30 protein-coding genes are annotated in these 25,663 nt (G+C 32.3%); 13 read left to right on the top strand and 17 right to left on the bottom strand.

Features of this window, described 5'->3' with window-relative positions; translation table 11 throughout:
* Window positions 1-7: 7 nt before the first annotated feature.
* Together proQ and F1325_RS08230 are read right to left on the bottom strand one after the other, a co-directional pair.
* Complete coding sequence (gene proQ, locus F1325_RS08235) at window positions 8-703, bottom strand: RNA chaperone ProQ (RefSeq protein ID WP_023582406.1); 696 nt, start codon at window positions 701-703, stop codon at window positions 8-10.
* A 95-nt stretch (window positions 704-798) separates the two neighbouring features.
* A complete protein-coding gene (locus F1325_RS08230; RefSeq protein ID WP_088495806.1) occupies window positions 799-1,296 on the bottom strand; it encodes a GAF domain-containing protein in 498 nt (165 codons plus the stop codon).
* A 278-nt stretch (window positions 1,297-1,574) separates the two neighbouring features.
* Here F1325_RS08230 and yebS point away from each other — a divergent pair, with 278 nt between their 5' ends.
* From yebS to F1325_RS08215, 3 genes are all read left to right on the top strand, one after another.
* Entirely contained in the window at window positions 1,575-2,831 is a 1,257-nt protein-coding gene (yebS, locus tag F1325_RS08225) for a membrane integrity lipid transport subunit YebS (protein ID WP_160230312.1), read from the top strand.
* Window positions 2,773-5,091, top strand: a complete 2,319-nt coding sequence (locus F1325_RS08220) for a PqiB family protein (protein ID WP_160230311.1) — start codon at window positions 2,773-2,775, stop codon at window positions 5,089-5,091. The genes yebS and F1325_RS08220 overlap by 59 nt, the downstream gene beginning before the upstream one ends.
* 206 nt (window positions 5,092-5,297) lie before the next feature.
* Window positions 5,298-5,540, top strand: a complete 243-nt coding sequence (locus F1325_RS08215) for a DUF1480 family protein (RefSeq protein ID WP_023582410.1) — start codon at window positions 5,298-5,300, stop codon at window positions 5,538-5,540.
* 307 nt (window positions 5,541-5,847) lie between these two features.
* On the opposite strand, the gene F1325_RS08210 is transcribed toward F1325_RS08215, so the two are convergent.
* The 4 genes from F1325_RS08210 to ftnA form a co-directional block, all read right to left on the bottom strand.
* Window positions 5,848-6,192, bottom strand: coding sequence for a YebY family protein (locus tag F1325_RS08210; protein ID WP_160230310.1), 345 nt, complete (start codon window positions 6,190-6,192; stop codon window positions 5,848-5,850).
* Between the two features lie 47 nt (window positions 6,193-6,239).
* A complete protein-coding gene (gene copD, locus F1325_RS08205) occupies window positions 6,240-7,136 on the bottom strand; it encodes a copper homeostasis membrane protein CopD (protein WP_109372535.1) in 897 nt (298 codons plus the stop codon).
* Window positions 7,136-7,528, bottom strand: a complete 393-nt coding sequence (copC, locus tag F1325_RS08200) for a copper homeostasis periplasmic binding protein CopC (protein WP_023582413.1) — start codon at window positions 7,526-7,528, stop codon at window positions 7,136-7,138. The genes copD and copC overlap by 1 nt, the downstream gene beginning before the upstream one ends.
* 437 nt (window positions 7,529-7,965) lie before the next feature.
* Entirely contained in the window at window positions 7,966-8,469 is a 504-nt protein-coding gene (gene ftnA, locus F1325_RS08195) for a non-heme ferritin (RefSeq protein WP_075673382.1), read from the bottom strand.
* Between the two features lie 701 nt (window positions 8,470-9,170).
* Here ftnA and F1325_RS08190 point away from each other — a divergent pair.
* The 5 genes from F1325_RS08190 (at window position 9,171) to F1325_RS08170 (ending at window position 14,314) form a co-directional block, all read left to right on the top strand.
* The gene (locus F1325_RS08190) at window positions 9,171-9,605 is read left to right on the top strand and encodes a universal stress protein (RefSeq protein WP_072062602.1); all 435 of its coding nucleotides are present in this window, start codon (window positions 9,171-9,173) and stop codon (window positions 9,603-9,605) included.
* Window positions 9,606-9,920: 315 nt separating this feature from the next.
* Entirely contained in the window at window positions 9,921-10,301 is a 381-nt protein-coding gene (locus F1325_RS08185) for a DUF2628 domain-containing protein (protein WP_160230309.1), read from the top strand.
* A 186-nt stretch (window positions 10,302-10,487) separates the two neighbouring features.
* Window positions 10,488-11,078 (top strand): class IV adenylate cyclase, encoded by a 591-nt coding sequence (locus F1325_RS08180; RefSeq protein ID WP_244185021.1) that lies wholly within the window; start codon window positions 10,488-10,490, stop codon window positions 11,076-11,078.
* Between the two features lie 335 nt (window positions 11,079-11,413).
* Window positions 11,414-12,013 carry an NADH:ubiquinone reductase (Na(+)-transporting) subunit E gene (gene nqrE / locus F1325_RS08175; RefSeq protein ID WP_109372536.1) on the top strand — a complete coding sequence of 200 codons (600 nt, stop codon included), beginning with the start codon at window positions 11,414-11,416 and terminating at the stop codon, window positions 12,011-12,013.
* Between the two features lie 702 nt (window positions 12,014-12,715).
* Complete coding sequence (locus F1325_RS08170; RefSeq protein WP_167392480.1) at window positions 12,716-14,314, top strand: methyl-accepting chemotaxis protein; 1,599 nt, start codon at window positions 12,716-12,718, stop codon at window positions 14,312-14,314.
* 74 nt (window positions 14,315-14,388) lie between these two features.
* Here F1325_RS08170 and F1325_RS08165 read toward each other — a convergent pair whose 3' ends face one another.
* On the bottom strand, window positions 14,389-15,126 hold the full coding sequence (locus F1325_RS08165) for a phosphatase (RefSeq protein WP_109372537.1): 738 nt from the start codon (window positions 15,124-15,126) through the stop codon (window positions 14,389-14,391).
* A 320-nt stretch (window positions 15,127-15,446) separates the two neighbouring features.
* Between F1325_RS08165 and F1325_RS08160 the strand changes: the two genes are divergently transcribed.
* Window positions 15,447-15,887 (top strand): hypothetical protein, encoded by a 441-nt coding sequence (locus F1325_RS08160; protein ID WP_109372538.1) that lies wholly within the window; start codon window positions 15,447-15,449, stop codon window positions 15,885-15,887.
* Window positions 15,888-15,963: 76 nt separating this feature from the next.
* On the opposite strand, the gene F1325_RS08155 is transcribed toward F1325_RS08160, so the two are convergent.
* From F1325_RS08155 to F1325_RS08140, 4 genes are all read right to left on the bottom strand, one after another.
* Window positions 15,964-16,827, bottom strand: a complete 864-nt coding sequence (locus F1325_RS08155; protein ID WP_160230308.1) for a lipase family alpha/beta hydrolase — start codon at window positions 16,825-16,827, stop codon at window positions 15,964-15,966.
* A 219-nt stretch (window positions 16,828-17,046) separates the two neighbouring features.
* Window positions 17,047-17,385, bottom strand: a complete 339-nt coding sequence (locus F1325_RS08150; protein ID WP_244185022.1) for an antiterminator Q family protein — start codon at window positions 17,383-17,385, stop codon at window positions 17,047-17,049.
* Between the two features lie 272 nt (window positions 17,386-17,657).
* Complete coding sequence (map, locus tag F1325_RS08145) at window positions 17,658-18,434, bottom strand: type I methionyl aminopeptidase (RefSeq protein WP_100158067.1); 777 nt, start codon at window positions 18,432-18,434, stop codon at window positions 17,658-17,660.
* A gap of 12 nt (window positions 18,435-18,446) precedes the next feature.
* Window positions 18,447-18,644, bottom strand: coding sequence for a ParD-like family protein (locus F1325_RS08140; RefSeq protein WP_109372589.1), 198 nt, complete (start codon window positions 18,642-18,644; stop codon window positions 18,447-18,449).
* A gap of 361 nt (window positions 18,645-19,005) precedes the next feature.
* Here F1325_RS08140 and F1325_RS08135 point away from each other — a divergent pair, with 361 nt between their 5' ends.
* Entirely contained in the window at window positions 19,006-19,761 is a 756-nt protein-coding gene (locus F1325_RS08135; RefSeq protein ID WP_109372540.1) for a hypothetical protein, read from the top strand.
* Between the two features lie 147 nt (window positions 19,762-19,908).
* Here the strand turns inward: F1325_RS08135 and F1325_RS08130 are convergent, their stop codons facing one another.
* The 4 genes from F1325_RS08130 to F1325_RS08115 all read right to left on the bottom strand — a co-directional run bounded on the left by F1325_RS08130 (window position 19,909) and on the right by F1325_RS08115 (window position 21,926).
* On the bottom strand, window positions 19,909-20,154 hold the full coding sequence (locus tag F1325_RS08130; RefSeq protein ID WP_109372541.1) for a hypothetical protein: 246 nt from the start codon (window positions 20,152-20,154) through the stop codon (window positions 19,909-19,911).
* Between the two features lie 43 nt (window positions 20,155-20,197).
* Window positions 20,198-20,701 (bottom strand): hypothetical protein, encoded by a 504-nt coding sequence (locus F1325_RS08125; protein WP_160230307.1) that lies wholly within the window; start codon window positions 20,699-20,701, stop codon window positions 20,198-20,200.
* A 196-nt stretch (window positions 20,702-20,897) separates the two neighbouring features.
* Complete coding sequence (locus tag F1325_RS08120; RefSeq protein ID WP_109372543.1) at window positions 20,898-21,431, bottom strand: dihydrofolate reductase family protein; 534 nt, start codon at window positions 21,429-21,431, stop codon at window positions 20,898-20,900.
* 213 nt (window positions 21,432-21,644) lie between these two features.
* On the bottom strand, window positions 21,645-21,926 hold the full coding sequence (locus tag F1325_RS08115; protein WP_109372544.1) for a DUF5339 domain-containing protein: 282 nt from the start codon (window positions 21,924-21,926) through the stop codon (window positions 21,645-21,647).
* 493 nt (window positions 21,927-22,419) lie between these two features.
* Here F1325_RS08115 and F1325_RS19345 point away from each other — a divergent pair, with 493 nt between their 5' ends.
* The 3 genes from F1325_RS19345 (at window position 22,420) to F1325_RS08100 (ending at window position 24,256) form a co-directional block, all read left to right on the top strand.
* Window positions 22,420-22,692, top strand: coding sequence for a hypothetical protein (locus F1325_RS19345; RefSeq protein WP_244185023.1), 273 nt, complete (start codon window positions 22,420-22,422; stop codon window positions 22,690-22,692).
* Between the two features lie 237 nt (window positions 22,693-22,929).
* Window positions 22,930-24,015, top strand: a complete 1,086-nt coding sequence (gene yedE, locus F1325_RS08105; RefSeq protein ID WP_244313558.1) for a YedE family putative selenium transporter — start codon at window positions 22,930-22,932, stop codon at window positions 24,013-24,015.
* Window positions 23,990-24,256: a putative Se/S carrier-like protein gene (locus tag F1325_RS08100; RefSeq protein WP_160230305.1), complete on the top strand. Its 267-nt coding sequence runs from the start codon at window positions 23,990-23,992 to the stop codon at window positions 24,254-24,256. The genes yedE and F1325_RS08100 overlap by 26 nt, the downstream gene beginning before the upstream one ends.
* Window positions 24,257-24,461: 205 nt before the next feature.
* On the opposite strand, the gene F1325_RS08095 is transcribed toward F1325_RS08100, so the two are convergent.
* Window positions 24,462-24,683 (bottom strand): DUF465 domain-containing protein, encoded by a 222-nt coding sequence (locus F1325_RS08095; RefSeq protein WP_109372547.1) that lies wholly within the window; start codon window positions 24,681-24,683, stop codon window positions 24,462-24,464.
* A 244-nt stretch (window positions 24,684-24,927) separates the two neighbouring features.
* A complete protein-coding gene (locus F1325_RS08090) occupies window positions 24,928-25,275 on the bottom strand; it encodes an immunity protein Imm33 domain-containing protein (RefSeq protein ID WP_160230304.1) in 348 nt (115 codons plus the stop codon).
* Between the last annotated feature and the right edge of the window lie 388 nt (window positions 25,276-25,663).

Genomic DNA, 25,663 nt, shown 5'->3' with positions numbered 1-25,663 from the left:
CTCCGTATCAGAACTTTAAATGTTCCGTGCGTACATTCATTGCCAAACCGTTAGGCAATTGTACACGTACACCCTCTTTCGCTATCTCTAGCACTGTCGCGTCCATCACGCTGCTACCAACGTTAACTTTCAGCGATTGACCAACAGTAAGAACTGATGTGTCTTTCACTGGAATTAACTTTTCAGTATTTTGGCGTGGTGGTGCTTTACGAGGTGCTTGAGTCGCTTTTTGAGGACGAGGCTGCCGTTTTTCACCCTCTTTAGGTGGCTGACGACGCGTATTATTTGGCTTTTTCGCTGCCGGACGTTTGCTGGTCTCCTTATCACCTTCAGCTTCGCGCTTCTTAGCACGTTGTTCTGCTCTCTGAGCTTGAACGCGCGCCTTAGCTTCTGCTAATTGTGTACGAGCATGTTCAATATGCTCAGCTTCCAGTTCGCCGCAGTCATTACCATTCAAATCGACACGTTTTGCTCCTTCTTTAACTCCATAAAGGTAGCGCCAACTTGAGGTATATAAGCGTAATGCCGAACGTAACTGTGTTTTACTCAGTTGAGTTTCATCTTTTAGATCTTCAACAAGATCTTGAAAAATGCCAACTTTCAAAGGGCGAGCTTCGCCCTCAGCGATAAAACACTTAGGGAAACGTTCAGCTAAAAAAGCGATGATTTCTTTACTACTATTCAACTTAGGTTGATTTTCCATGAAATTTCCTGATTACAACGGTTTTGCCAACCAGCGCAGGCATGAACAAGCGACATTATAATAGTGTTGCCAACAATTTCTATGGCAAACGCCTGTTAACTTACACAAAATTCACAATATTTTGCTGTATGACAAGTTTTTAAATGCTCGCAGAGCACGTCACACAACGCTTTAAGCCCATTTTCATCTTTTTTATCAAAACGATCAAAAATAGGACTATCAATATCGAGAACGCCGATAATTTGTCCATTCACTTCTAACGGGAGAACAATTTCAGACTGACTTGCACTGTCACAAGCAATATGACCACTAAATTGGTGAACGTCGCTTACTCTTAAAATTCTGTTTTCAGAGTATGCAGTTCCGCAAACTCCTTTCCCAAAACCTATTCTGACACAAGCAATTTTGCCTTGAAATGGGCCAAGGACTAATGAATCACCATCATTAAGATAAAACCCAACCCAATTTATCGTATCTAACTTCTCGTAAAGAAGTGCGCTGGTATTAGCAAGTGATGCGATAAGATCATTTTCACCAGACAACAAGGCTGACAAATTATCAGTGAGTTCCTGATAAAAAAGCGATTTTGGCATCATTAAACCCTATTTGCGTAACTAAAATAGATAACATACTCGTAATTTAGCCTATTTTATCTTGAGGTTGAATACTCCATTTTCAAGAATTGGGTAAAAAAACGATAATATCCCCTTAACACCCACAAAAAAAATCAGACACTTTGTATTGTAAAATGAAAGGCATAAATATAATAAAAATGATAACTTGTGAACCATTGAGTATAGGTACTTTTTTTTAGCTTAATCAAACGATAACTCTTGAGAAAACCAACTTAGGCGAATTAACGAGCAACATAGTGAACAATATCGCAACAAAGGAAAAAAAATCAATACGCTGTCAGGAGTGTGATCACCTCGTGACACTACCTCTCGCATTGAAGCGTGGAGAGGATGCCTATTGCCCACGTTGCCAAGCCAAACTCGCATCTTATCGATATTGGTCATTAACTCGTCTACTTATTCTCTCTATTACAATGCTTATTTTGGCATCAATAGCATTTACTCAGCCACTAATTAAAATTCATCTATTAGGCACGATGATAACGGCGAATGTGCTTGACGGTATTCGCATGATGTCAGAGCAAGGCTCTCCTCTTACAGCAACGATGGTAGCTTTTTGTGCTGTTGCTGCACCACTTAGCCTCCCCATCGCTATTTTATATCTTCATTTAGGATCTCGCTTACGCCTTAATCTTCGCCCAGTCTTATTAATGTTAGGGAAATTAAAAGAATGGGTAATGTTAGATGTCTATTTGATTGGTCTTGGTGTTGCAACAATAAAATTAGGTGATTATGCAACCGTCTATATTGGCAATGGCTTAATTGCTTTTGTTTCTTTAATGATACTCAGCTTATTAATGCTAATTAACATTAATATGGACCAACTTTGGCAACGCTTTTATCCACAAAAAGAAATAGAAAAAAGCCCTGCGACTTGCCATGCTTGTCATTATCATTTTAAAAGAACACCATCAACACACTGCCCACGTTGTAAATCTTGCTATACCCCAAGACAACCAATGAGTTTACAAAAAACATGGGCGGCATTAATTTCAGCAATAATTTTACTCATACCTGCAAATTTATTACCTATTTCTATTTTCTATTTTAATGGCCGACGTAGTGAAGACACTATTTTTTCAGGTGTACTTTCCTTAGTGAATTCAGGCAATACTCCGATCGCAGTTATTGTTTTTATTGCCAGTGTTTTTGTGCCTTTTTTCAAAATTATAATTATGCTGGGCTTATTATTAAGCATTCATTTTAATTCTCGTATTGACCCCCTACTTCGAATGAAACTATACCGTTTTGTCTCTTGGATAGGACGATGGTCAATGCTTGATCTCTTTGTGATTGGACTGATGATGTCATTGATTAATCGAGATCAATTGATGACTTTCACAATGGGACCAGCGGCTTTTTATTTTGGTACTGCGGTTATTCTTACTATCCTTGCCGTTGAATGGTTGGATAGTCGTTTACTATGGGATACTTATGCAACAAGAAGAAAACGACGTTCAGGACACACAAGCCCAAATACGCCGCAAGCGTAAAATTTCGACATTTTGGCTACTCCCTGTTATCGCCATTTTTATTGCTAGTTGGTTGCTTTTCCAACATTGGCAAGATAAAGGCGTGCAAATCACGATTGATTTTCAATCCGCATCAGGAATTGTCTCTGGCAGAACGCCTATTCGTTATCAAGGCGTTGATGTGGGTCTTGTTAAAGATGTCACTTTAAGCGATGACTTACGTCGAGTTATTGTTACAGCTGATATCCGCAAAGATCTATCGACTACACTGCGCAAAAACACACAGTTTTGGTTAGTTACACCTAAAGCCAGCCTTTCTGGCGTATCTGGGCTCGATGCTTTAGTTGGTGGTAACTATATCAGCATGTTACCAGGTGACGGTGAAAAGCAGTTTAAATTTATTGCTCAGGAAGTTCGTCCTCAAGCTAATATTGATAAAAATCAGCAGTTAATAACGCTAACGACAGAAAAACTTGGATCACTCAATGTTGACTCTCAAGTTTATTATCGCCAAGTTCCTGTTGGTAAAGTGTATAGCTATGCGATTCGCCCTGATAATCAAGGTATTTTTATTGAACTTAGTATTGATAAACAATATGCCCACTTAATTCGCCAAGATAGCCATTTCTGGAACGTCTCGGGCTTTCAAGGTAATTTCAATTTAAAAAGTGGCGTATCAGTAAAAATGGAAAGTGTTTCTGCTTTAATCAATGGTGCAATTGCGTTTGATTCCCCAGAAAACAGCCCTCCAGCACAAGAAAACCAGCAATTTGTTTTACAATCAGCAACCTCCGTAGATGCGGGTAAAGCAATATATGGCGAAGATGGATTAATCATTTCTCTAACCAGTGAAGAAAGTTGGGGCGTCGATGCAGGACAACCTATTCTTTTTAGAGGAATTACTATTGGACAAATCATTCAGCGTAATATGAGTGATGATGGAGTTATTTTTGATGCAATTATTGCCCCTGAATATAAACATTATATTTATGAAAATAGTAAATTTGTTGCTAATAGCCGAATTAACGTCAATATGGGTCTAAATGGCATTGAAGTTCAAGGTGCTACACCTCAAGAATGGCTTGAAGGAGGCATTCATCTTATTCAAGGTACTAAAGGAACACCTAAAGAACAGTATCGCCTTTATCGTAACGACTTTTTTGCTAAAGCCAGTGTTGATGGTAATGAATTACCCGTGATACTCACTTTAAAAGCAGCAAGCCTTCCTGGGATACAAAAAGGTTCAGTGGTTCTTTATCATCAATTCCAAGTCGGTGAAATTACTGATGTTCGACCTTTAATGGATGAATTTGATATTGATGTTTATATTTCAAAGCAATACCGCCATCTGCTTACAGAAAAGAGTGTATTTTGGACTGAAGGGGCAGCAAAAGTATCTGTTAATGGCTCAGGATTAACTGTTGAAGCAACACCACTAAATCGCGCATTAAAAGGCGCAATCAGTTTTGATAATTTCGAAAATATCAATAATAACGTTTCACGTTACAAACTCTATCCATCAGAAACTAGCGCACGAGCTATCGGTGCTCAAATTACTTTAAAAACATATGACGCAAGCAAACTCTCTGAAGGAATGCCTATTCGTTATTTAGGCATTGATATTGGACAAGTCGAATCATTAATCCTTTCACCAGATAGAAAAGCAGTGACTGTATCTGCTGTTCTCTACCCTGATTATGTCAAAACCTTTGCGAGATCAGGCAGTCGCTTCGCTGTTGTTACTCCCGAATTAACAGCATCAGGATTAGATAACTTAGATTCACTTATACAACCTTATATTAAAGCAGAACCTGGCAATGGTGGCGTATATCGTCAATTTGAATTGCAAACATCTAACATTACAGACTCACGCTATCTCGATGGATTAAATCTTGTGTTAAATGCCACTGAAGCGGGTTCGGTACAAATTGGTACACCAATTTACTACCGTGGTCTTGAAGTTGGCGCCGTAACAGGTCTTGAACTAGGAAACATGTCTGACAGAGTATTAATTCACATCCGTATTAGTAAAAAATACCAATACCTAGTTCGAAATAATACTGAGTTTTGGCTCTCATCTGGATATAACTTCTCGTTTGGTTTAACTGGCGGCGTTATTCGTAGTGGTACATTCAAGCAATTTATACGCGGTGGGATCACTTTTGCAACACCACCTTCCACACCATTACAAGCGAAAGCAAAACAGGAACAGAATTTCATTTTAAATGATAAAGAACCCAAAGATTGGGATGAATGGGGAACAGCAATACCTAAACCTTAAAAATTAGACAATTCTGCCCTATTTCAGATAATTTATTTAAAGCGGATCACAAAAAATGATCCGCTTTTTTTATTTCCAAAAAATATTTTGGAAATAGATTCCATTTATACTATGCTTAATTTTGTTCGGTCAAAAAGCATTCTTTAAAATAAATGCCACCAACAATACACAACAGAACACAACATCGCTTAATCCGGAGTTTTATTATGAAAAAGACAACGTTGAAAATTGCTTGCTATGAAATTGAAGATATTACTTTGAAACACTCTTCTGATAACCAATTAACTTATATTCATATTCCATGTGATTATGACAAAGAGTTTTGCATGCAATTAGATGGATGGGATGAAAACACAAGTATTCCAGCCCAATTGAAAGATAAAAATATTCTGCTTTATCGTCATGCTTATGATAAAGATAATCACCACTGGATCTTAAAAGTGGCATAACGAGATGCTAAAGCGAAATAACATAAAAAAAGCCAGATAAATCATTTATCTGGCTTAGGGAAATGGCTCATTGCGAGCCGTGCGCTAAAAAGTAATTGTTGATTACTGCATAAACAAAAATCGAGGACTAACTCAGACTTTTCTATCTCACAACCTACTGTTAAATATTAGCTAACAATATGTAAAGATCCAGTAAACAACCTAGTAGCACACCATTTTCTATTCAAAAAATCTTTGCTCTTAATTTTTATTATTAAAATCAATACGATAAAAATAAAAAACCTTAGTCATATTATCAATCACTTGATTAATTACTCTCACAGAGCAACTTAATCGCATTCTGTATCACTTTTACTGATTTTTTCTTTTCAGGTGCATTAGGATCTGGCAGTAAAATAACATCAATTAACTGTGCTTTTACTTTCCCACTTTCCATTTGTTTCATTGCAATTTCATTAAGTGGATACTGCATCAGTGTTGCTGGATTAATCACAAACCAAGCACCATCAGCACGGCAATTGAGCATCACTTCTTCTCGAGTAAATGGCCAATCGTCACCAAATTGAAGTTTACTGACCGTTGAAATAGGTGCCGCCGAGAATGCTTGAAAAGAGAAAAGCATTAACATTCCCGCTAATAAAAAACGTTTCATGTGGATGTCTCACTTAAGAAATTAGGTTTTTTCGATTATATAACAATCTATACGGGTGAGTTAATCGCAAAGATGGCTACAGTAAAAATAACCATTGTTCCAAGTAATAGTTCAAACCAACTATTTACTAGCAACCATTGAAAGTTATTTTTCTTACGGATATGAGGAACTAAGACATAACGATTGATTACAGCTAGGCCAAGCATTAACACCACTAAGCTAATTTTAAGCCATAACATACTTTGATATTCAGATGATAATTGTACGGCTGGCCATCCTGGAATTAACATAACGGCACTGATAACACCGGTAATAATAACCAATAAAACAGCAATATGACCAAAAAGTGAAAATCGCTTCATTGTACTAATGATAGGTTTGATCATTCCATCTGCAAGCTCGTCTTTATTCCGTAAAAATTGCAAACAAGCAACAAATGGCCATAAACCACCAAACCAATAGGCAGCACTAATAAGATGAATACTTTGGTTAACTTTGTAAAATATCGCTTCTGATCCTGCAAACATGGCACCATGACCAATTGATGCATGTAAGATCAACATAATTGAAGCAACAATTAATAAAGAGAAGTTACGAATATAACGTTGGTGTATAAATAAAACGGCTAATGCAACGGTTGCTAATACCAATTGCCATTGCCAAACTTGACCAAAAGAAGTACCTAATACCGCTTTCCATATTTCGAATGACCAAGCGTCTTCCCATCCATTTCCCATAATACCAGATTGCACAACCATCCATAAATAAGTCGTAATAAAGACAGTGACGGTACTAATGGCTAATGCAGGGCGCAAACGGACTTGAATAAGAGGAATGAACTTATCTTTTGCAAGAATGGCAGCCGAGAAGCTCAGTCCGAACATAAACATGACTGCCACGAAATGGAAAAAACGGCATAAAATATAAACGTCTTCAGGTGTCATTATTTTACACTAAATTGATAAGAACCTTTTGTCTTGTGCCCATCAACAGAAACAACGTTCCAATTAACTAAATAATTACCTTCTGCTAAATCACTTTCTAAAGGCAATAATAATTTAGTGTTGTTAACAGGATCTAAACTCAGTTTTCCTACGGTAATTTCTTTACCGTCGCTATTAGTGACTTTAATTTTGCTAAAGGCTAATTCAATACCTTCAGAAAAGTCTAGTGTGATAACTTTAGGCGCTTGCGCTTGTTCAATAGCAGCACCTTCAGCAGGTAACTGTGATTTTAAGTGTGCGTGTGCTAATGCTTGTTGGTATGACATACCAAGGAATAAAACAGCAATAGCCGATAATTTACCCCAAGATGTCTTAAGTGTATTTAATGACATAATAACCTCTTAAATTACAGGTGATTTTTTTATTTATGAAAATATTTTATAGCAAATTTACGTCAAGATCTTCGCTTCTTGATATTAGAAATAAAAGGTTGTGAACTAGCACTCAAAATATATGTTATTTAGACCAGTTTCTGTTTCAAATATCACCCATTTTTACACTTTGAGAAAATATAATACCCATATTGACAGTCTAAACAGTTCAATACATAACCAAATACAACTAAAAGTAAAATAACCACTCTGTATAAATAACATGGGGTAGGTATTTTTTAGGGTAAAAAACAGACAATGTAAGTAAGAGAAGAGATAAGAATAGCAACAATAGAAAGGGAGGTAATATAGAAGAATAAAAAACGCCCTGCTATTCATTCACAGCAGAGCGCAATAATTCATTTATTAATTTAGGCTATTTAAAGCTTTATTAATAATTAGACATGTGCAGATGTTGATAATGTGTTCAGATCTTTATCTAACAAGAATAAAGCTTTTCCACTGTCACCAACCATTGCTAATTTATCAAGGATTGATTTGAATAATTTTTCTTCTTCATGCTGCTCTGCAACATACCATTGTAAGAAGTTAAATGTTGAATAATCCTGAGTTGTCATTGCAACATGCGCTAATTTATTAATCTCAGATGTAATATGTTTTTCATGTTCGTAAGTTTTATCGAATAACTCAGATAATGATGAAAACTCAGCAGGTGGAGCTTCAATCGCCCCAAGTAAAGGCATTGCACCTGTATCACTTAAGTAATCAAATAAGCGGTGCATATGTTCCATTTCTTCACGAGAGTGAGCTTTTAAAAATTTAGCAGCCCCATCAAACCCTTTATCGTCGCACCAAGCACTCATTTGCAAATACAGATTTGCCGAATAAAACTCTAGATTTAGCTGTTCATTCAATTTGTTGATCATATCTTGATGTAACATATTTTACGTTCCTTGCGATGAAAATTAACATTATGGATATTATGCACAGTTAAAAATAAAAATATAGCTATTTAAGTGTGCTTTTATTTATTTTTTTTAATTAATTAGCCGTAATAAAAATAAAAACCAATCTCATTTGTAATATGCTTTTAATACTATTAAAAAGCTAAATAGCATTTATTATCATTAAGATAAAACATGTATTTAACCATTACATAAAATAACCTAACGCATTGAAATATATAAATATAATATTTCACTTTTGACTTTTAATTTTAGTTTCCATATTTATTAACTTTTTCTTTATAATCCAAGAAATTAAAATTAGCATTAAATAAAAATCATATTCCAACCATTAAAAAATATTCAAAAATAAGCTTTACCATATATCAATAAATATATACAACGTAATATCTACAATAATCATCATTAGAAAAATAAAATATCCTTCTATTACTTGTTATCATTCCCTATTTTTTTATGATTTCTATTTGATATTGCTACATATTTATTTTTCAGACAGCAGTTTTTTTCACTCTTTTCACATAAAAAAATACATAACTCTCAAAAAATAAAAATAATTCCAATTTTTGTGCAGTTTTTCATTTTGACTGATAAGATTAGTAGGCAACTCATATTTGTATGCACAAAAAATTAATATAAAAGCCCTAATCATAATAAAAGGTTAATTAGGAGCCACTATGACAAAAACAGTGTTAGTACCCGTTGATTTTACAGAGCTTGGTTTATTAGACAAGGTTGTGTCTCATCTAAAAGCATTGTCTGTCGCTGACAAATTGAATATTCATTTTTTATCAGTCATTCCAAGTTATGAGTCTTTTGTCGGATTTGCATTCGCAGGCCAAGATAGACTAGCAAGTGACAAACAACGTATTGAAATTGCATTATCCACACTAAAAGAAAATTTATCGCACATTGATATTCCCAATAGTACAACTCAATTTTACGTGTCTATAGGCAATCCTCGCGATAAAATTTTAGAAACCGCAAAAAAAATTCAAGCAGAGCTGATTGTCATTGGTTCTCGTAATCCTGGTATGAAAACTTATCTTCTAGGTTCTACCGCATCTTCAGTGGTTAGTTACGCAGAATCATCTGTATTAGTCGTGCGTTAATCACTCACTTCCTACTTCCATAAGAAATCTGGTATTCGTCATAAGCCAGATTTCTTATTCTTTTCACCATAAAATCCATTCAAAATGATATTTTATTTTATCCTGTTTATTTTTAAGAGTAATTATTAAAAATATATTCTGAAGCAATAAGATAATTATTAAAAAATGACTAGAAATACAGTCACTTTAATGCTTTTTATATAAACTCTTATATTAATAATCTCTTAATAAATTTATATTGTTCATGATGTTAAATTATGTAAAGATACTTTTCTATTAAGGCTAAATTTAATCAACAGAGTAAAAGGAATTAAAATGAATAAAGAACTTTCTGAAAAATGGCAAGAGCGTTTTTCATTTTTTGATAAATATGGCTCACCTAAAACGCCAGAATTTAAAGCTGCTTATAAAGAACTCTCCTTTGGTAAACGTATTCTTATTGGAATGAATATCTGGGCATTTTTCTTTGGTTTTATTTACTTTCTTATTTTAGGTTTATGGCGCAAGGCATTAACATTATTTGCTATTAATATTGCCATTTTTACTATTATTGGTTTTTTACCTGTAAACAATAGTGTTATCAATGCTGTGGGTATCGCAGTTAACATTTTATGGGCGATAACAGCCAACTATGCATACTACTTAAAAGAAACCAAAAATGATCAAAGTTGGAACCCGTTCGAAGGTGTTCTGTAATAATAAAGGGGCAACGCCCCTTTATTTTCCCTTATATCTTTTTTTAATAACACTATATCCTCTTATCCTTATTTCATAGTAATTTTATCCATTACTCTATTTAAATATTTTCATCTAATTTACTAAAATAGAAAATAATGAAATAACACTAAAAGTTCGTTTTTATCTCAGAAGAGCACCTTGTTAATGCGCTATAATTCATTAACGCTAAATTGGGGAAAACGTATGTCTGAACACTTTCAAGGTAAATTTGAAGCTGAACTAAAATATCACCTTCAAAATCCACAAAATTTTATTAATGAATTAAAAAAATCAGGAGCCACATTATTTACACCTGAGAATAAAGAAACAGATTGGTACATGGAACATGATAATACTGAATTTTCAACTCCAACCATCAGTTTATGCGTAAGAAAAATGCTACCCTCAGGAATAAATCTTCTTATCGTTAAAGGCCCTGATTTATCACAATGTGAAGCCGTTCGCATCGAAGATGCAGAAAAAACAGTCTCTATGTTTACGACACTTGGCTACCATTGTATTCTCAATTATACAAAATCAAGAGAAATCTATTTTCTAGATGAGTTTCATATCACAATTGATAAACTAGATAAATTAGGCTCATTTGCCGAGTTTGCTATCATGACGGACGACCAAAGCAAACTATCACTCTACACGGTTCAATTAAGACATTTAGCCGCAAAATTTGGTTTTACAGAAAAAGATCTTGAGAAAGATAACTATAAAACACTCATGTTAAACAACCTCAAATCATAAACAATTTTATTCAGTAAACATCTCTATAAAAATAATTAAAAACTTTCTCATCTAAGCATCGATATGCTATCAACAGATATTGATGCTTTGTCATTTCTAATGCTTTTTATCCTACCCACTAACAATAAAAAATGGGGTTTTAAATAGAAGATTTATTTGAATCCTATATTTATTACATTTATCCAATAATTTTATTTTCCTTATCTTAAATAAATCTCACTCTTAGTCAAAAAATGTCATTTAGATCTAATTTTAAAGATATTTTTGCAATACCACTTATATTAATACACTGTTTTTAATAGAATTAGTAAAAAAATATATTAACAGGAGGGTTTATGCTTGAAAATTACCTTAATATCTTTATTAAGGCAACTTTTGTTGAGAATATGGCATTAAGTTTCTTTTTAGGAATGTGTACTTTTCTTGCTGTTTCTAAAGAAGTAAAAACCTCATTAAAACTAGGTCTTACTGTTACTGTCTTACTTATTATTGCTACACCTATCAACAACTTAATCTATCATTTTATCCTAAAGAAAGACGCGATAGTTGAAGGTATTGATCTTAGCTTTCTTAGATATATTACTTTTATTGGCGTTTTAGCGGCACTAGTTCAAATTTTAGAAATGTTTTTAGATAAATTTATCCCTTCACTTTATCATTCATTAGGGATCTTTTTGCCTTTATTGACTATTCATTGCGCTATCTTTGGTGCCACCATTTTTATGGTTGAACGTGATTACACATTTACTGAATCAGTGATATATGGTGCAGGATGTGGCATAGGTTGGTTACTTGCGATTATAGCCCTCTCAGGTTTACGTGAAAAAATGAAATATTCAGACATTCCGAAAGGATTGAGAGGATTAGGGATCACATTTATCACAGTAGGATTAATGTCACTTGGTTTTATGTCATTCTCTGGCATTTCACTTTAATAACTTATTTTTATCTTTAATCTTATGTGAAATTTTCATACATCATTAGGATCATTCCTGATGTGATCTTTATTTATAGGCGGAGGGGTTATAACCCTCCCGCTTATAGCGATTTCGTCTGATTTCTTATTTTTTATCTATTGCAATCTTTTTATCTTCCTCTCATTTATAACGTTAAGTTCTCTTATTTGTTCTATTAAATAAACAAAAAATAATTTAATTTATTGCTGTTTTAATCATTATTAATTTTTTATTTTATAAATAGAAACACTGGCATTATTTAAATCTAATTGTTCAAAAATAAACTAGTCAATCACATAAAGTTAATAATAAATCAACAGGTTAACTATATTCCACGAAGGTGATCTCTTTTATATCATTTTTATTATTTATCTTTAACTTTTAATATTTAAGAAAAATTAATTAAAAATCAACGTGTTACAAAATAAATAAATACATTTAATAAATTTATTAATCAGAACAATAAATAAGCATAAAGAATATTTATAAAATGCCGATACTATTTTTTAGTATTTGAAAAAATCAAAAGGATATATGGCATTAAATCAAAGAGTGACCTAAAAACATATTTTCATTTGTTTTTTTAATTCTTTGTCTATACCAGTTACAGGAAGTAAAAATAAAACTTAAAAATCAATAAATTACACAGTTATATTTTTATGAAAAAGGAAATAACATTACATGTTTAAGAACTTCAAACAACGTTATTTGCCAAACGTCTCTTTTAATATGTCGAGTTTAAAAACAACCACCCTAGTTTGGCTTATTACAGGCTCTTTAATCTTACTTCTTGGGCTAGCTTGTGTTTTATTTCTCTCTTCAGTTAATGATTACAAGAGAAACTTAAACACACTAAATAATATCTACCATGAACAATCACTACTAAGTGATACTTGGGAAAATCTACTACAAACACGTAATACCTTAAATAGGGCTAGTTCTCGCCACTTATTAATCATTAATAAAATGGCTACCGCAAATACTGACATATCCTCATTATTACAACAAACTAAAGAAAAACTTCAGCACGTTGAAAATGGATGGGAAAGTTTCAAGAATTTTCCTCATAATGTTGAAGATCAAAGTTATATACAACAATTAGAGCAGAAATATACTGAGCTTAATGCAGCGCTCATTGAATTTTTAGCCTTTCTAGAACAAGGCAAAACATACGAGTATTTAAATCAACCAACACAAACCTATCAAGACAATTTTGAGCAAGCTTATACTAACTATCATCAACAGCTAGAAAATTATTACACGGCTTCATTGGGTGAAGGAGAATTACTGTACGATAAAATTATTTATAGCTTAATTGCCATTTCAATATTAATTGTTATTTTTTCTTTCTTAGTTCAAGTTGTACTACGAAAAAACTTTATTTCACCTTTAAACGCTATAATGAAAAATATCGAAGATATTAGTAATGGAGAATTAGCGACCGATGTCACCACAAAAGGTCTATATGAAATAAATATTCTCACTGCCAATATTCAAAAAATGCGAGATCAGATAAAACGGATCGTCAATAACATCAATCACAGCTCAGGTCTTATTAATTCAGAATTAAGTGATATTGCTGTTATGAACAATAATCTTGCTATTCGTGTTGAACAACAGTCAGCAGCTGTGCTCGAAACTTCCGCAGGAATACGACAATTAAGCGTTACATCAAAACAACATGCAGAAAATACACAAGCATCATGTGAGCTAGTAACAAAAACAGATACGATGATCCATCAAAGCAATGAAATGCTCGCTAACGTTGTTGAAAATATGCATGAAGTTGTCACGTTCTCTGAACAAATAAACGACATTACCTCTACAATCGATAATATCGCCTTCCAAACAAATCTATTGGCTTTAAATGCTGCCGTAGAAGCGGCAAGAGTCGGTGAACACGGAAAAGGTTTTGCTGTTGTTGCTAAAGAAGTAAGAGAATTATCTATTAGCTGTAATTTGGCATCAAAAGAGATAAAAGTACTTGTCGCTAATTCAAGTAAAAAAATAAATCAGTGTTTTCAGCTAGCCGCTGACGCAAACGATAATATGGTAGATATTTCTAAACATACTGAAAATATTAATGAAATGATCCACGATATTTCTATTTCTACAAATGAACAAAGTAATGGTATTGCCCAAATTGAAGATGCAATAAATCAATTAGATCAAACCACACAAGCTAATTCAACAATGACACGAGAATTAGTCAGTTCATTAGATTCTTTGCAAACACAATCAGATAGACTAAAACAAGAATTAACTGTTTTTCATCAGTAAATGTTAAGTCTACCCACAGCATAAAAGCTATCTTAATCTTAGGATAGCTTTCTTATTACTGATTTAACCCAATATTAAAAATGGCTAAATTCAGGGATCTCTTTTTTACCATGTGACTCTAGAAAATCTAATACCCTTCTTGGAGTTACATTTAATATACGTTCTTGTGGAAAATCTATTTGAGCTAATACTTCTAATACTCGATCAAAATTTCCTAGTGAAGAAGCAATGTGTGAGTCAGAGCCTAGTGCAATTAATCCTCCTGCATCACGTACTGCTTTCGCTATTTCTATGCAATTTTTCTCACTTCCTACTCTAGAATGAATAAATGATGAGTTATTCATTTCTAAAGCAACGTTGTAAGTAGCAGCTGCTTTTGCAACTTCAGCAATATCTATTGGATATTTCGGATTACCTGGATGCGTAATCATTTGGACACAGCCACTTGCTATTGTTGCAATTAACGCTTTTGTATTATCAACAAGACCTAATGAGCTCATTACTGGATCATGAAAACCAGCAAGTACAATATCTAATTTCTTGCTCATTTTCTCACTACAATCTGTTTCACCTTTAATATTTTTAATATTCGCTTCTATACCATAAAGAATACCAACACCATCAATAATACGAGGGATCACAGGTAAGTTAGAAAAATGCCATTCATGAGGTGCATCATCCATATCTGGGCCATGATCAGTAATTGCAAACAACTGAATTCCCTGCTTTTTAGCTTGCTGGAAATATTCACTAACTGTACTGTAAGCATGTGTACTAGCAATAGTATGAGCATGTAAATCAACGGGATACATAAACAACTCCTTTCTAAAAACACCTTATGAACATCGATAAGATGGCTTTTCTTGAATATAAGATCTATCTAGAATTAATTATCAATTCCAGTAAAAATACGCAATAACCAACAAGCAATGTACTATCTACTGCACTTTTTCTTACATTAGCAAGAAATGAAGATAAATTTTAATAAATATGCTTTAATCTTTAACATACTATTTAATATCAAATAGATAAATAGAGTTTGACTTTAGTACTATACACAAGAATTTTGAAAACACATTATATTGTGTAATTTCATGTTAAACCTAGTTTTCAACTTTATAAAAGGCTATTTATGTTCAACTATCCAGCAGTCGCTCATTTTGATAAAGAAAGTGAAACTTACGAAATTACCTACCGTGATTTTGATAATATACACGCTGTTGCTTATACAGAAGATGATATTGAACTAGAAGCCTCTGATATTTTACATGTGGGTCTTGAGGAGTTTATTGCGAGTAAACAGCCTATTCCTGCTCCATCCAAAGCCCAAGATGGTGATTTTATTGTCTACTTACCTCTTATTAGCTGTTTAAAAATTGCATTACATAATGCGATGTTAGAAACAAAGACAAAAAAATCCGATCTTGCAAGAAAAATGAATTTAACGAGTGCACAAATAGAGCGTTTACTTGAAATTAATCAAACCTCAAAAGTAGATAGTCTAGAGCAAGCACTTTATTTATTAGGCTATGCTATTTCTGTCAGCGTTAATAAAGATATTAACCAACAATAATTAAAAAAATAAAAATGGCTCTAAATTGATTAGAGCCATTCGTACTAGATTATTTCATAACAAGTATGCAGGATGATTAAAGCTTTTTACTTGCTAAGAAATTCGCATGGTTTGTATAAATAGCGATGATATCTTCACCACGCCCTACTAACCCAGCAACCTGATTTACCATATCCAGATGATCTTCAGCATAATTATCTTTGATCAGTTTACCTAATCGCATACTTGTACGACCTACCAAGCCATCATTTTCACGCTCAGTAAAGAATGCACTTAATACACGCATTGCGGCATGAGTAGGATCCAGTAAATTGCCTCTTTCACCAGCAATCAAACCTTGGATATAGCTACCAAATGAATAGTAATGAACGCCATTTACGATTTCTTTACCTTCACCACCACGAACAGCTGGCAACCCTTGTGGGTACTTTTTATTAAATTCAGTTACATTTTCAGTTGTTAACGCTTCTAATGCAGCGACGGCATCTTGTGGATTGCCACAATTACCTGAAAATGCAGAAATAATAGTACCAATAGCTTTCATTACTGCATCAGCAATATATTCTGGCACACTATCCTTGCGCATAATACGTCGTACTAAATCTGCAATTTCTGAACCGTGGTTTACACCATTAACAGAAGTAACAGAAGCAATGCTCTTCGCATGTTTTGCAGCAACATAACGGCAAGCTAATGGGCCTTGGCTATGACCGATTAAATTTACTTTTTTTGCTTTCGTTTCTTTGAGAATTTTTTGCACAAATTCCCAAAGTTGTTCACCACGAACTTCGTTAGAATTAAATGCAGAAAGAGATGCGGTGAAAACTTTATGGCCATCTTTTTCTAAGGCATCGGCGATACCATAAAAATAAGGATAACCGACGATATCATCAAAACCAGATAAACCATGAACTAAAATAATTGGATATGTAGTTGACATATTTTCCACTCCTTGGGTTTAAATTAATCTATTTAATTTGCTAAACATCCTATTAGCAATACTTAAAACAACACTTAGAATACAAAATTTAAAATACAACTTTGAAGTACAAAAATTATAGTAAGCATCGTATTTTTATACCTTAATTATTCTAAGTGTTTTTAGCTTAATCTTTATTTTACGATCGTAAAGCATTATTTTGATTTTTTATTTATAGTCTTAATTAATACCAGAGAAAATCAGCATACCTTCAATCATACCTTCTGCTTTTTTCAGTTTTTTTCCAATATATGTATCCGAACATTGATCATATTTTGCAAGCTGAATAAACGTTTTACCAAAAATATAATAATTAATAAGCAATTGATAGTCCTCTTTATTGTGCGCCATCAATCTTTTCATTAAGTCATTAATAATATTAGCATTATGATGAGTACATTTTTCTCTCAACTTTATACGCTCTGGAATGATTTCTTTATTATTCAACAAATTAATAGCATTTTGATCATTAGCTACCCATGATCCCCACGCTTCTAAAATTTTTGAAATATTTTCCATATTAACATCCTTATTTTTCATAAAGTAATAATCGCATCCTGCAATCATTTGACAATGTTCCATTAACACTTAATGAATATTGATATTAATATAGTGAACAACGTGTAATTTACAACTCTGGTTTGTAAAGATATTGAGTTTTTAACTTAATTTATTGATAGGAATGGAAAATAAAATAGATGCAACTAGCCACTTCAATTAAAAATTTAAATATTTTTAAATTATAAAAAATATTTTCTCTTAAAATGGCTATAAATATAAAAGAGTAGCAATTATGGTAATACTTCTTCTGGACGTAAAGTGAGCACTTCATACCCTGTTGCTGTTACCAAAATAGTATGTTCTGATTGAGCAGATAACTTTTTATCTCTTGTTACAACAGTCCAACCATCTTTCTTGGTTTTTATTTTAGCGCCGCCTTGATTTATCATTGGCTCAATCGTAAAAGTCATGCCTTCTTTTAATTCAACGCCCTGTCCTTTAATACCATAATGTAGTACCTGTGGCGCTTCATGCATTTCTCTTCCTATTCCATGCCCACAGTATTCTCTCACTACACTATATCCATGACTTTGTGCAAAGCTTTGAATAGCATGACCAATATCGCCTAATGTCGCACCTGGTTTTACTTCCTTAATACCTTCCCACATTGCTTGATACGTTGTTTTTGCTAATTTACGCGCAATAGGAGATGCCTCTGGCATAATATACATTTTACTAGAGTCAGCAATAAATCCATTTTTTTCTAGTGTAATATCAACATTAACAATATCTTTGCTTTTAAGGCGCTCATCTGCTTTTGGCACACCATGACAAACAACTTCATTGATAGATGTATTTAGCACATACTCATAACCATATTGACCTTTACTTGCTGGTCTTGATTGAAGTTCATTGACAATAAAATCATCAACTTTATCGTTAATCTCTAGTGTAGAAACACCAGGTACAATAAAATCATCAAGCATTGTAAAAACTTTCGCCAATAAACGCCCTGACTCACGCATTAATTCAATTTCATCAGCCGTTTTAATCGTTATTTTATCCACTCTTCTTTCCTCTTATTCTACGTCTTGCTTGATGGCTTCTTTTTCCAGCATTTCATTGATAATCATTGGAAATGTCTTATCTGGGTTTAACTCTGCTTGAATGCCAATTTTTATCCAAAACTCTGCCTGAGCATTAACAGAGCGTGACATCACATTACTTGCTTTTCGCAAGTACTCATGTAATTCATCAGAAATTTTTACAATACCCACACCAATCCTTATATACAGATCATAATAAAACATATACGTTCTATAATAGAATTAAACTCTTCTTCTTTCAATTGCTATTCAATACCGCCATAGGCATAAAATGCCTAAATAAGAAAATAGGGAGAAATAGGAGAAAATAAAAACTCAAAATAATGAGATCATTTTTTTATTTTTATCTATTTTATTACGCCAACCCATAAATGAATAATATTTGGTCTCAAATTATCCTAAATTACAGCTGTTTATCTTAAATACGATTATCCTAAGAATTAGCTGAGAGACAAATTAGAAAGCACACGCTAATTTGGTATTAATAAAATTTAGAAACAAATCTCGCATAAATACTAAGGAAAGCAAGAATATGAATCTATTCAAAACAATCGCATCACTTTCGTTATTGAGTAGTATTTTAATACTAACCTCTGGTTGTACAACAATTGAGAGAAACTATCCCACTAGCTTAAGTATTGCCAATGAGCAAACTGAAAATAGAGCCCTTTCAACAAAATGGGGAGAAAGTTTATCTTCTGTTACTGAAAGTGTTGAAGCGTATCGATTATCACAAACACCTTCACAAACAACATCTATATTTTATCAAAGTGGAGTGCCTTCCAATTCTTATTCAAAAATTGTGCGTATTAGTGAAAGTCCAGTACAGATATCAATCTTGACTGAATACAGAAAGATAATGCCATTATATCACACACAGAATAATCAATATTTACTGTATGGAAAACAGAATGAGCGCTATATTATTTTCTTACATAACACTAGCCATAAAATAATATATGAAGCTGTTATTACTGTTGATGGATTAGATGTCATTAGTGGAACAGCAGGCTCTTATCAAAATAGAGGTTATTTATTAAGACCTGGAGATACTTTATTTGTTGAAGGTTTTAGAAAAAATCAGCAACAAGTTGCCGCTTTTCGCTTTGGCGCTCCTGATGAAGGATATGTAAATTATAGTGCTCAAGGTGATAAAAGAAATATGGGGGTAATTGGTGTTGCACTTTTTGAATCAGAAGAAGGCTCACAACAAATGATGAAGAAATGTAGCTATTTACCAAATCCTTTTCCAAATAGTAACTATGCACCAGAGCCTTGTATCCCTTAATCTTTATCCATTAAATTTCTTCTGCTAAAAATAGCGTAAATTATTACGCTATTTTTTTGAGCAACTATGAAATAAAGCGGCTTAAGATTTATATTAGCATTTAATGCTAGTGCACTTTTTCTAGCTCTATTTAAATCGTGTTAAATTCTAATAAGAAGCCATGATCTGCAAATCAGGTTTTTCTCCTCGCATAATAGCCCGCTGTTGTTCATGAACAGCCTCATTAATTGATTTTTGCTCTCCTGGTGTTCGAGTATTCTTACCACAAACTAATGTAGAACATACTGGGCTGCCTATTCTATGGCTCCCTGAATTACCCGTACTAAAAGTAACGTTATCAGTAGTACAACCCAATAATAGAAAAGATAATAATAAGGTGATTGCTATGCGCATAATTTATCCATATAAAATTAAATTTTAAATTGATATTAAAATATTAATAGGCATCAAAAGTATAATGTGGCTTTTGTTTCCATTTGAATTCAACAGTTTGTTTTTTTTCATTCCAAATAGGCTCAGCAACTGGCATAGTAAAACTTATTTTTTGAATAGGCTTTAATGTTGAATTATTATTTAAATACTGATCGTTGATTGATGGTTTTTTCTCATTTAAACCGACCTTAAAAACTTGTCCAAGCCTTTGTTTTTCTTCTTGAACTTCCATTTCAAAACGAGATTGCTTTCCTAACATAAAAACCAAGTTATTATTAACCGAGTGACTATCAGAAATGGAATTATCGGTGTGTGTTTCAATTAGTTTAGTCTGAGCTACTTTATTATTGGTACATCCAGAACTTACAAATACAGAAAGTAATAACAATAAAAAATAATGCATAAATTGAATATCAATAAGAAATAGGAGTAAATAATTATTCCATAAAATCGATTCATCAACAAAATAAATTTTCCCATTTATATAAAAATAAAGAAATATGCTCATAAATCGATGATAGAAAATGATTTAAGCTATAACTTGATAAAAAATACAAGACAAACAAATAACTTAACTAAAATAATAAGAATAAACAAAAATACATCCAACGGAAATGTATAGCAACCAACTATATTAAATTATTAATCATATAGAAATAAGAAAGGACACCAATAAGGTGCCCTCCAAATTTAATAATTGATATTTAATTATGTTTTTTATAATGTGATTTAACAAAAGAATTTAAATACACTTCTGTTTTATGATGAGTAAATTCTATTTTTTTATCATTTGGAATAAATAACGGTATGCCCTCACCTAATAAAATAGGCATTCTAGTTATTATAAGTTCATCAACAAAACCTTTATTAATAAATCCTTGAATTGTTTTTCCACCGTCAACATACACTCTATTATATCCATCATCTTTAAGTCTTTTTATTATTTCACTAACATTTCCTGATAAGATATTTACATTACTAGGTAATGAGCTTGGTAATTCTTTAATGGTATTACTTAATACAAAAACAGGCTGAACATAGGGCCACTCAATATCAAAACCCATTATTGTTTCAAACGTTGTTCTTCCCATAATAATTACATCTATTTCACTAAGAAAGTCAGAAAAACCAAAGTCTAAATTTTCAGGGTTTTCAATACTGGTAAGCCAATCAATATTACCTTGCTTATCAGCAATATAACCATCTAAACTTGTTGCAATATAAACCACAATGTTCATTGTCAATACTCATTCTTAGAGAAGGCATTTGATATTAACATTAAATAAATAAAATTGAAAACAAACATAGAGGTAATGAAAATAAATTATTTTTTAATTTTAAATTAGATTTAATAAGAAGATATTGCGATATAAAAAGTATTTTTATCTTTTAGTCATAAAAAAAGCCCTATAACTTTAATTATTATAAGGCTTATCGAAATAAAATAAAACTTATTGACCTGCTGACATTTTTTTCATTTGCTCTAAAGAATCTAAAGCTTGCTTACAAGTACTTTCCTGTACATCTTTAGGTAATGCTGCAAATTGTTCTTTAGCTTGAGTATATTGCGCTTTCATCGCTTCTGCTTGAGCTTTAGTTGCATCATTTTTTGCCATTAATTCGACATAAGAGTCAGTTTCTTTAAAATAGTCTTCGCATGTTTTAGATAAATCAGCAGAAACAGCGATAGAAGAAATTGATAATAAACCCAAAGCTAAAATAAAATTTTCCATAAATATACTTTAAGTATTGTTAACAGTTAGAGAGTTACTTCCATTATCTTTTAAATCAGTATTATCTCAAAGAATAATAAAATGGGGATAAGTATTATCTTAATTAAAAAATAAATACCAATCTAATAATGATTATTATAATAAGTGGAATCAAAATATGATAATTGAATTTAGTTTATTATTTTCCGTATCAGCTAACACATTGGTTTATTCTTTTTAATTTAATCTGTTATTATTATCCACTGATAATTTTATTTTTATAGTAATGCTACTATTTGTATATCGATAACTTGTTACAATAAAATAATCTCCACTCACTAACACAGGTAGAAAAATGGCAATTGATAGAATCGACTAGCACGCTTATGGTGATTTTCCTGACGACCTTCCACCTGAAAATGGAGGTATACATATAGGGTTTTATTTAACTTGGATTATTGAAAATAACTTAGAAAGTTAGGATTTACAAGAAGATGCAACTAAAGAACTAGAAATGCTGCGTAAAAGAAAAATGGATGGTCTTGCATTTCTTATCCAAGTTTGTGACGAGAAATTTATTAGTGATGACTTGAGTGATGAAGGATATGCATTTACACAATATTATTATGAATCAGAAAATAATAGCTATTTTGAAGATTTCGAGCGTGTTTTAGCCCAAGGGTTATCTTCTTCATATTATGTTGAAAATACATGGGATAATGATGAAAAAATTGCACCTGTAATTACAAATGCATATACAAAGTGGAAAAAAGAAATAAATAGTTAAATTAATCCTTTTCTAAACATCATTTTATACTCTTCATTATTAGCAATAAGTTATTTAAACAATAATTAACTTATTGCTCATTAAATTAACATTCTTAGATTCTAAAAATTATCTTATCTAGTTTATTAATTTTGACGTGATCTATATAAAAGAATCATACGTTATTCTTATATATAGTTGCTCCGTACTTAATAGGTTCTATTAGTCAGGGGGCTTCCCCATCAACGGAAGCATTTGATGTCTATAAAATGGGTTTTAATCCTATCTGGATTTATTATCGGTACTCTTGCGTTACTTCTTGGTATTAACGGAAATCCACCTAATATGGGGGTTTGTGTAGCGTGCTTTATTCGTGATAGCGCAGGAAGTATGGGCTTGCATCACACCGAAACGGTACAATATCTTCGCACAGAAATATTTGGTTTTATTCTTGGTTCTTTTATTGCCGCACTTATCTTCAAAGAATTTCAACCAAAGGCAGGCTCTGCACCTATTATTCGTTTTACACTGGGTTTTCTAATGATGATAGGTTGCTTAGTTTTTTTAGGTTGTCCATTAAGAATGGTACTTCGTATCGGCGCCGGTGATTTAAATGCTGTTATAGGATTAGTTGGATTAATAATAGGAATTGGCATAGGTAGTTTATTTGTCAAAAAAGGATTTTCTCTACCAAGAAATTATAACCAATCTTCTATAGAAGGTTTTATTTTACCTATCATATGTATATTCCTATTTGCTCTATTCTTATGGAATAGTGATATATTTAATGCCAGTGTGAAAGGCCCTGGAGCAAGTCATGCGCCAGTGTGGATGTCTATCATCGCAGGGCTTATTATTGGTTTTATTATTCAACGCACAAGATTCTGCTTTATTGGAATGGCCAAACATGTATTTTTATCGCGCAATTACAATATGGCGTTTGGTGTAATCACATTAACACTCGTTGTTTTTTTGGGTAATCTCTATTTAGGCAAGTTTAATCTTAGTTTTGAAAATCAACCAATAGCCCACAGCGATGGTCTATGGAATTTTCTCTCTATGGCGCTTGTAGGCTTATGTGGTGTACTCATTACAGGTTGCCCATTACGACAACTAGCTAATGCTGGCCAAGGTAACTCAGATGCTGCTGTAAGCGTCATGGGTATGTTAGTGGGGGCAGCATTTGCTCATAACTTCACTTATGCCTCAAGCCCTGCTGGAGTTACTGATAATGGTAAGCTAGTTGTTATTATTGGTTTATTGTTTGCTGTCATTGTTGCTGCTATTTATACCTATGTCGCAAATAAAGCAAAAGATAATGGAATTAGTAAAAATGGCGCATAACTATTTATTCCTTTTTCATGAGCAATACGCTGTAAAAAAACTTCAGCAACAACTCCAACAAGATAATTTTTCCGCAAAAATTATTGATGCTCCACGAAAAATATCGTCAGAATGTGAGTTAGCCATATCCATTTATTTTTCTGACGATGAAATTTATAAACAGTATATTAATGATAACGTTAGAGCTGTTTATAAAATAGATTCAAACCATTTTGATGTGCTTTGGAAAGATGAGTTTTAACATAGTACATAACTAAGTTATTATATTTAGAACCTAGACAGTTAAAAGGCTACAATAGTAGCCTTTTCTTTATATATATAACTATATGGTTTATATAATTTTTTAATTAAAAATAAATTATCTTTTTAAAAATGAAAAACCATCCCTTTTTAGTTGGATGGTTTCTGCATCTTTATGTATTTATAGAGTAATTATTTTTTATTACTCACGCTTCTTCCGGTGGGTTTTTGAGGATCTGATGAATTTCCTCTTTCAGTTTTAGTTTTTGTTTTTTGAGCTCAACAACTTCTTCACCATATCCTCTTCTATCTTTATGTTCTAATCTAACAATTTTATGGTCAAGTTCGTTATGTTGTTCAAAAAGAGCACGAAAATGGGGATCAGTCTGACGAAGTTTTGAAATTAAATCACGATATTCTGGAAACATAAATAGCTACCTTCCTTATTAATAGTGAATTAAATACTCTTATAATATTTACTCAAACTGATTAATCTGTCATTGTCTTTATGTTAAAAATAAGACCAACATCAATTAATATTTTTAATTCTTAAAATAGCTCAATATTTTTATATTATATACTCTCAGCATAGTTATAAAATTCAATACGTAAGAGCATATAAAAATGTAAATCTACTTAATCTAAAAATTATAAAATAATGATAAATACTTATTAATTTATCTCTTCAAACCAAACATCTTCATATCCATCTCTATCAATAATAAAATTATATCCTTCTGGTAGATAAAGATAATTTATTACTTCAGGTAGTAATTCTTTCAAATGTTCTGTATGCAATGGTTGATAAAAGTCGTCCTTTGCACAATATTCCTCACAATAGAAAAACCAACTTATAGTACCACCTTCTAAGTGTTTTATGCGTGTACCGTAAATAGGATTACCATTTAGGTTATCCAAAGCAATCGCTACCATCTCTTCTGGCTTTTGAGGTAAAACACCATATCTTTCACACATTATGTTCTGTTGCTCAGAAATTAATAACTTATTGTTTTTATTCATATTATATCTTTAATTTTACAAAAAGCACTCGAGAAAAGAGTTTATAAGTTTTTGATTATAATTAACTTATCGTTATCTACCAAGTATTGATAAAAGAGCGCATCGCTCCCTCTATTCACATAGCCAAAAGTATGAAAACGAGTAGATCTACGAAACTCCACACAATTAAATAGAATGAAAAAACATCAATTTGCTTTAAAACTAGACGACATAAAGCATAACAGCACTTTTTACTTAAAAAAAAGCATTTATTGTTAATTTATAAAATGAAAATTCACTACATTTATACCGATCTCTAATAGTTTTTTATACCCATCTATTCGAGTCACTAAGCCCAATGCCGCCACATTGGGCTTTTTTATTGGCAATGGTTGTTGATATCATTTTC

Source organism: Proteus columbae, assembly GCF_009914335.1.
In the GTDB taxonomy this organism is placed as follows: domain Bacteria; phylum Pseudomonadota; class Gammaproteobacteria; order Enterobacterales; family Enterobacteriaceae; genus Proteus.
The sequence above is the reverse complement of the archived record's forward strand: the minus strand, read 5'-3'. Positions and strand labels throughout refer to the sequence as shown.

Coding starts and splice junctions, on each gene's coding strand:
- F1325_RS08120 (WP_109372543.1), bottom strand. CDS start 21,431: ATGAACATTGTGGTTTATATTGCAACAAGTTTAGATGGTTATATTGCT.
- F1325_RS08170 (WP_167392480.1), top strand. CDS start 12,716: ATGTTTAAGAACTTCAAACAACGTTATTTGCCAAACGTCTCTTTTAAT.
- F1325_RS08130 (WP_109372541.1), bottom strand. CDS start 20,154: ATGCGCATAGCAATCACCTTATTATTATCTTTTCTATTATTGGGTTGT.
- F1325_RS08160 (WP_109372538.1), top strand. CDS start 15,447: ATGTTCAACTATCCAGCAGTCGCTCATTTTGATAAAGAAAGTGAAACT.
- F1325_RS08165 (WP_109372537.1), bottom strand. CDS start 15,126: ATGTATCCCGTTGATTTACATGCTCATACTATTGCTAGTACACATGCT.
- F1325_RS08230 (WP_088495806.1), bottom strand. CDS start 1,296: ATGCCAAAATCGCTTTTTTATCAGGAACTCACTGATAATTTGTCAGCC.
- F1325_RS08155 (WP_160230308.1), bottom strand. CDS start 16,827: ATGTCAACTACATATCCAATTATTTTAGTTCATGGTTTATCTGGTTTT.
- proQ (WP_023582406.1), bottom strand. CDS start 703: ATGGAAAATCAACCTAAGTTGAATAGTAGTAAAGAAATCATCGCTTTT.
- F1325_RS08180 (WP_244185021.1), top strand. CDS start 10,488: ATGCGCTATAATTCATTAACGCTAAATTGGGGAAAACGTATGTCTGAA.
- ftnA (WP_075673382.1), bottom strand. CDS start 8,469: ATGTTACATCAAGATATGATCAACAAATTGAATGAACAGCTAAATCTA.
- F1325_RS08190 (WP_072062602.1), top strand. CDS start 9,171: ATGACAAAAACAGTGTTAGTACCCGTTGATTTTACAGAGCTTGGTTTA.
- F1325_RS08135 (WP_109372540.1), top strand. CDS start 19,006: ATGAATCTATTCAAAACAATCGCATCACTTTCGTTATTGAGTAGTATT.
- F1325_RS08210 (WP_160230310.1), bottom strand. CDS start 6,192: ATGAAACGTTTTTTATTAGCGGGAATGTTAATGCTTTTCTCTTTTCAA.
- F1325_RS08090 (WP_160230304.1), bottom strand. CDS start 25,275: ATGAATAAAAACAATAAGTTATTAATTTCTGAGCAACAGAACATAATG.
- copC (WP_023582413.1), bottom strand. CDS start 7,528: ATGTCATTAAATACACTTAAGACATCTTGGGGTAAATTATCGGCTATT.
- F1325_RS19345 (WP_244185023.1), top strand. CDS start 22,420: ATGCTGCGTAAAAGAAAAATGGATGGTCTTGCATTTCTTATCCAAGTT.
- F1325_RS08220 (WP_160230311.1), top strand. CDS start 2,773: ATGCAACAAGAAGAAAACGACGTTCAGGACACACAAGCCCAAATACGC.
- copD (WP_109372535.1), bottom strand. CDS start 7,136: ATGACACCTGAAGACGTTTATATTTTATGCCGTTTTTTCCATTTCGTG.
- F1325_RS08115 (WP_109372544.1), bottom strand. CDS start 21,926: ATGGAAAATTTTATTTTAGCTTTGGGTTTATTATCAATTTCTTCTATC.
- F1325_RS08095 (WP_109372547.1), bottom strand. CDS start 24,683: ATGTTTCCAGAATATCGTGATTTAATTTCAAAACTTCGTCAGACTGAT.
- F1325_RS08185 (WP_160230309.1), top strand. CDS start 9,921: ATGAATAAAGAACTTTCTGAAAAATGGCAAGAGCGTTTTTCATTTTTT.
- F1325_RS08100 (WP_160230305.1), top strand. CDS start 23,990: ATGGAATTAGTAAAAATGGCGCATAACTATTTATTCCTTTTTCATGAG.
- nqrE (WP_109372536.1), top strand. CDS start 11,414: ATGCTTGAAAATTACCTTAATATCTTTATTAAGGCAACTTTTGTTGAG.
- F1325_RS08215 (WP_023582410.1), top strand. CDS start 5,298: ATGAAAAAGACAACGTTGAAAATTGCTTGCTATGAAATTGAAGATATT.
- yedE (WP_244313558.1), top strand. CDS start 22,930: ATGTCTATAAAATGGGTTTTAATCCTATCTGGATTTATTATCGGTACT.
- F1325_RS08150 (WP_244185022.1), bottom strand. CDS start 17,385: ATGGAAAATATTTCAAAAATTTTAGAAGCGTGGGGATCATGGGTAGCT.
- F1325_RS08125 (WP_160230307.1), bottom strand. CDS start 20,701: ATGAGCATATTTCTTTATTTTTATATAAATGGGAAAATTTATTTTGTT.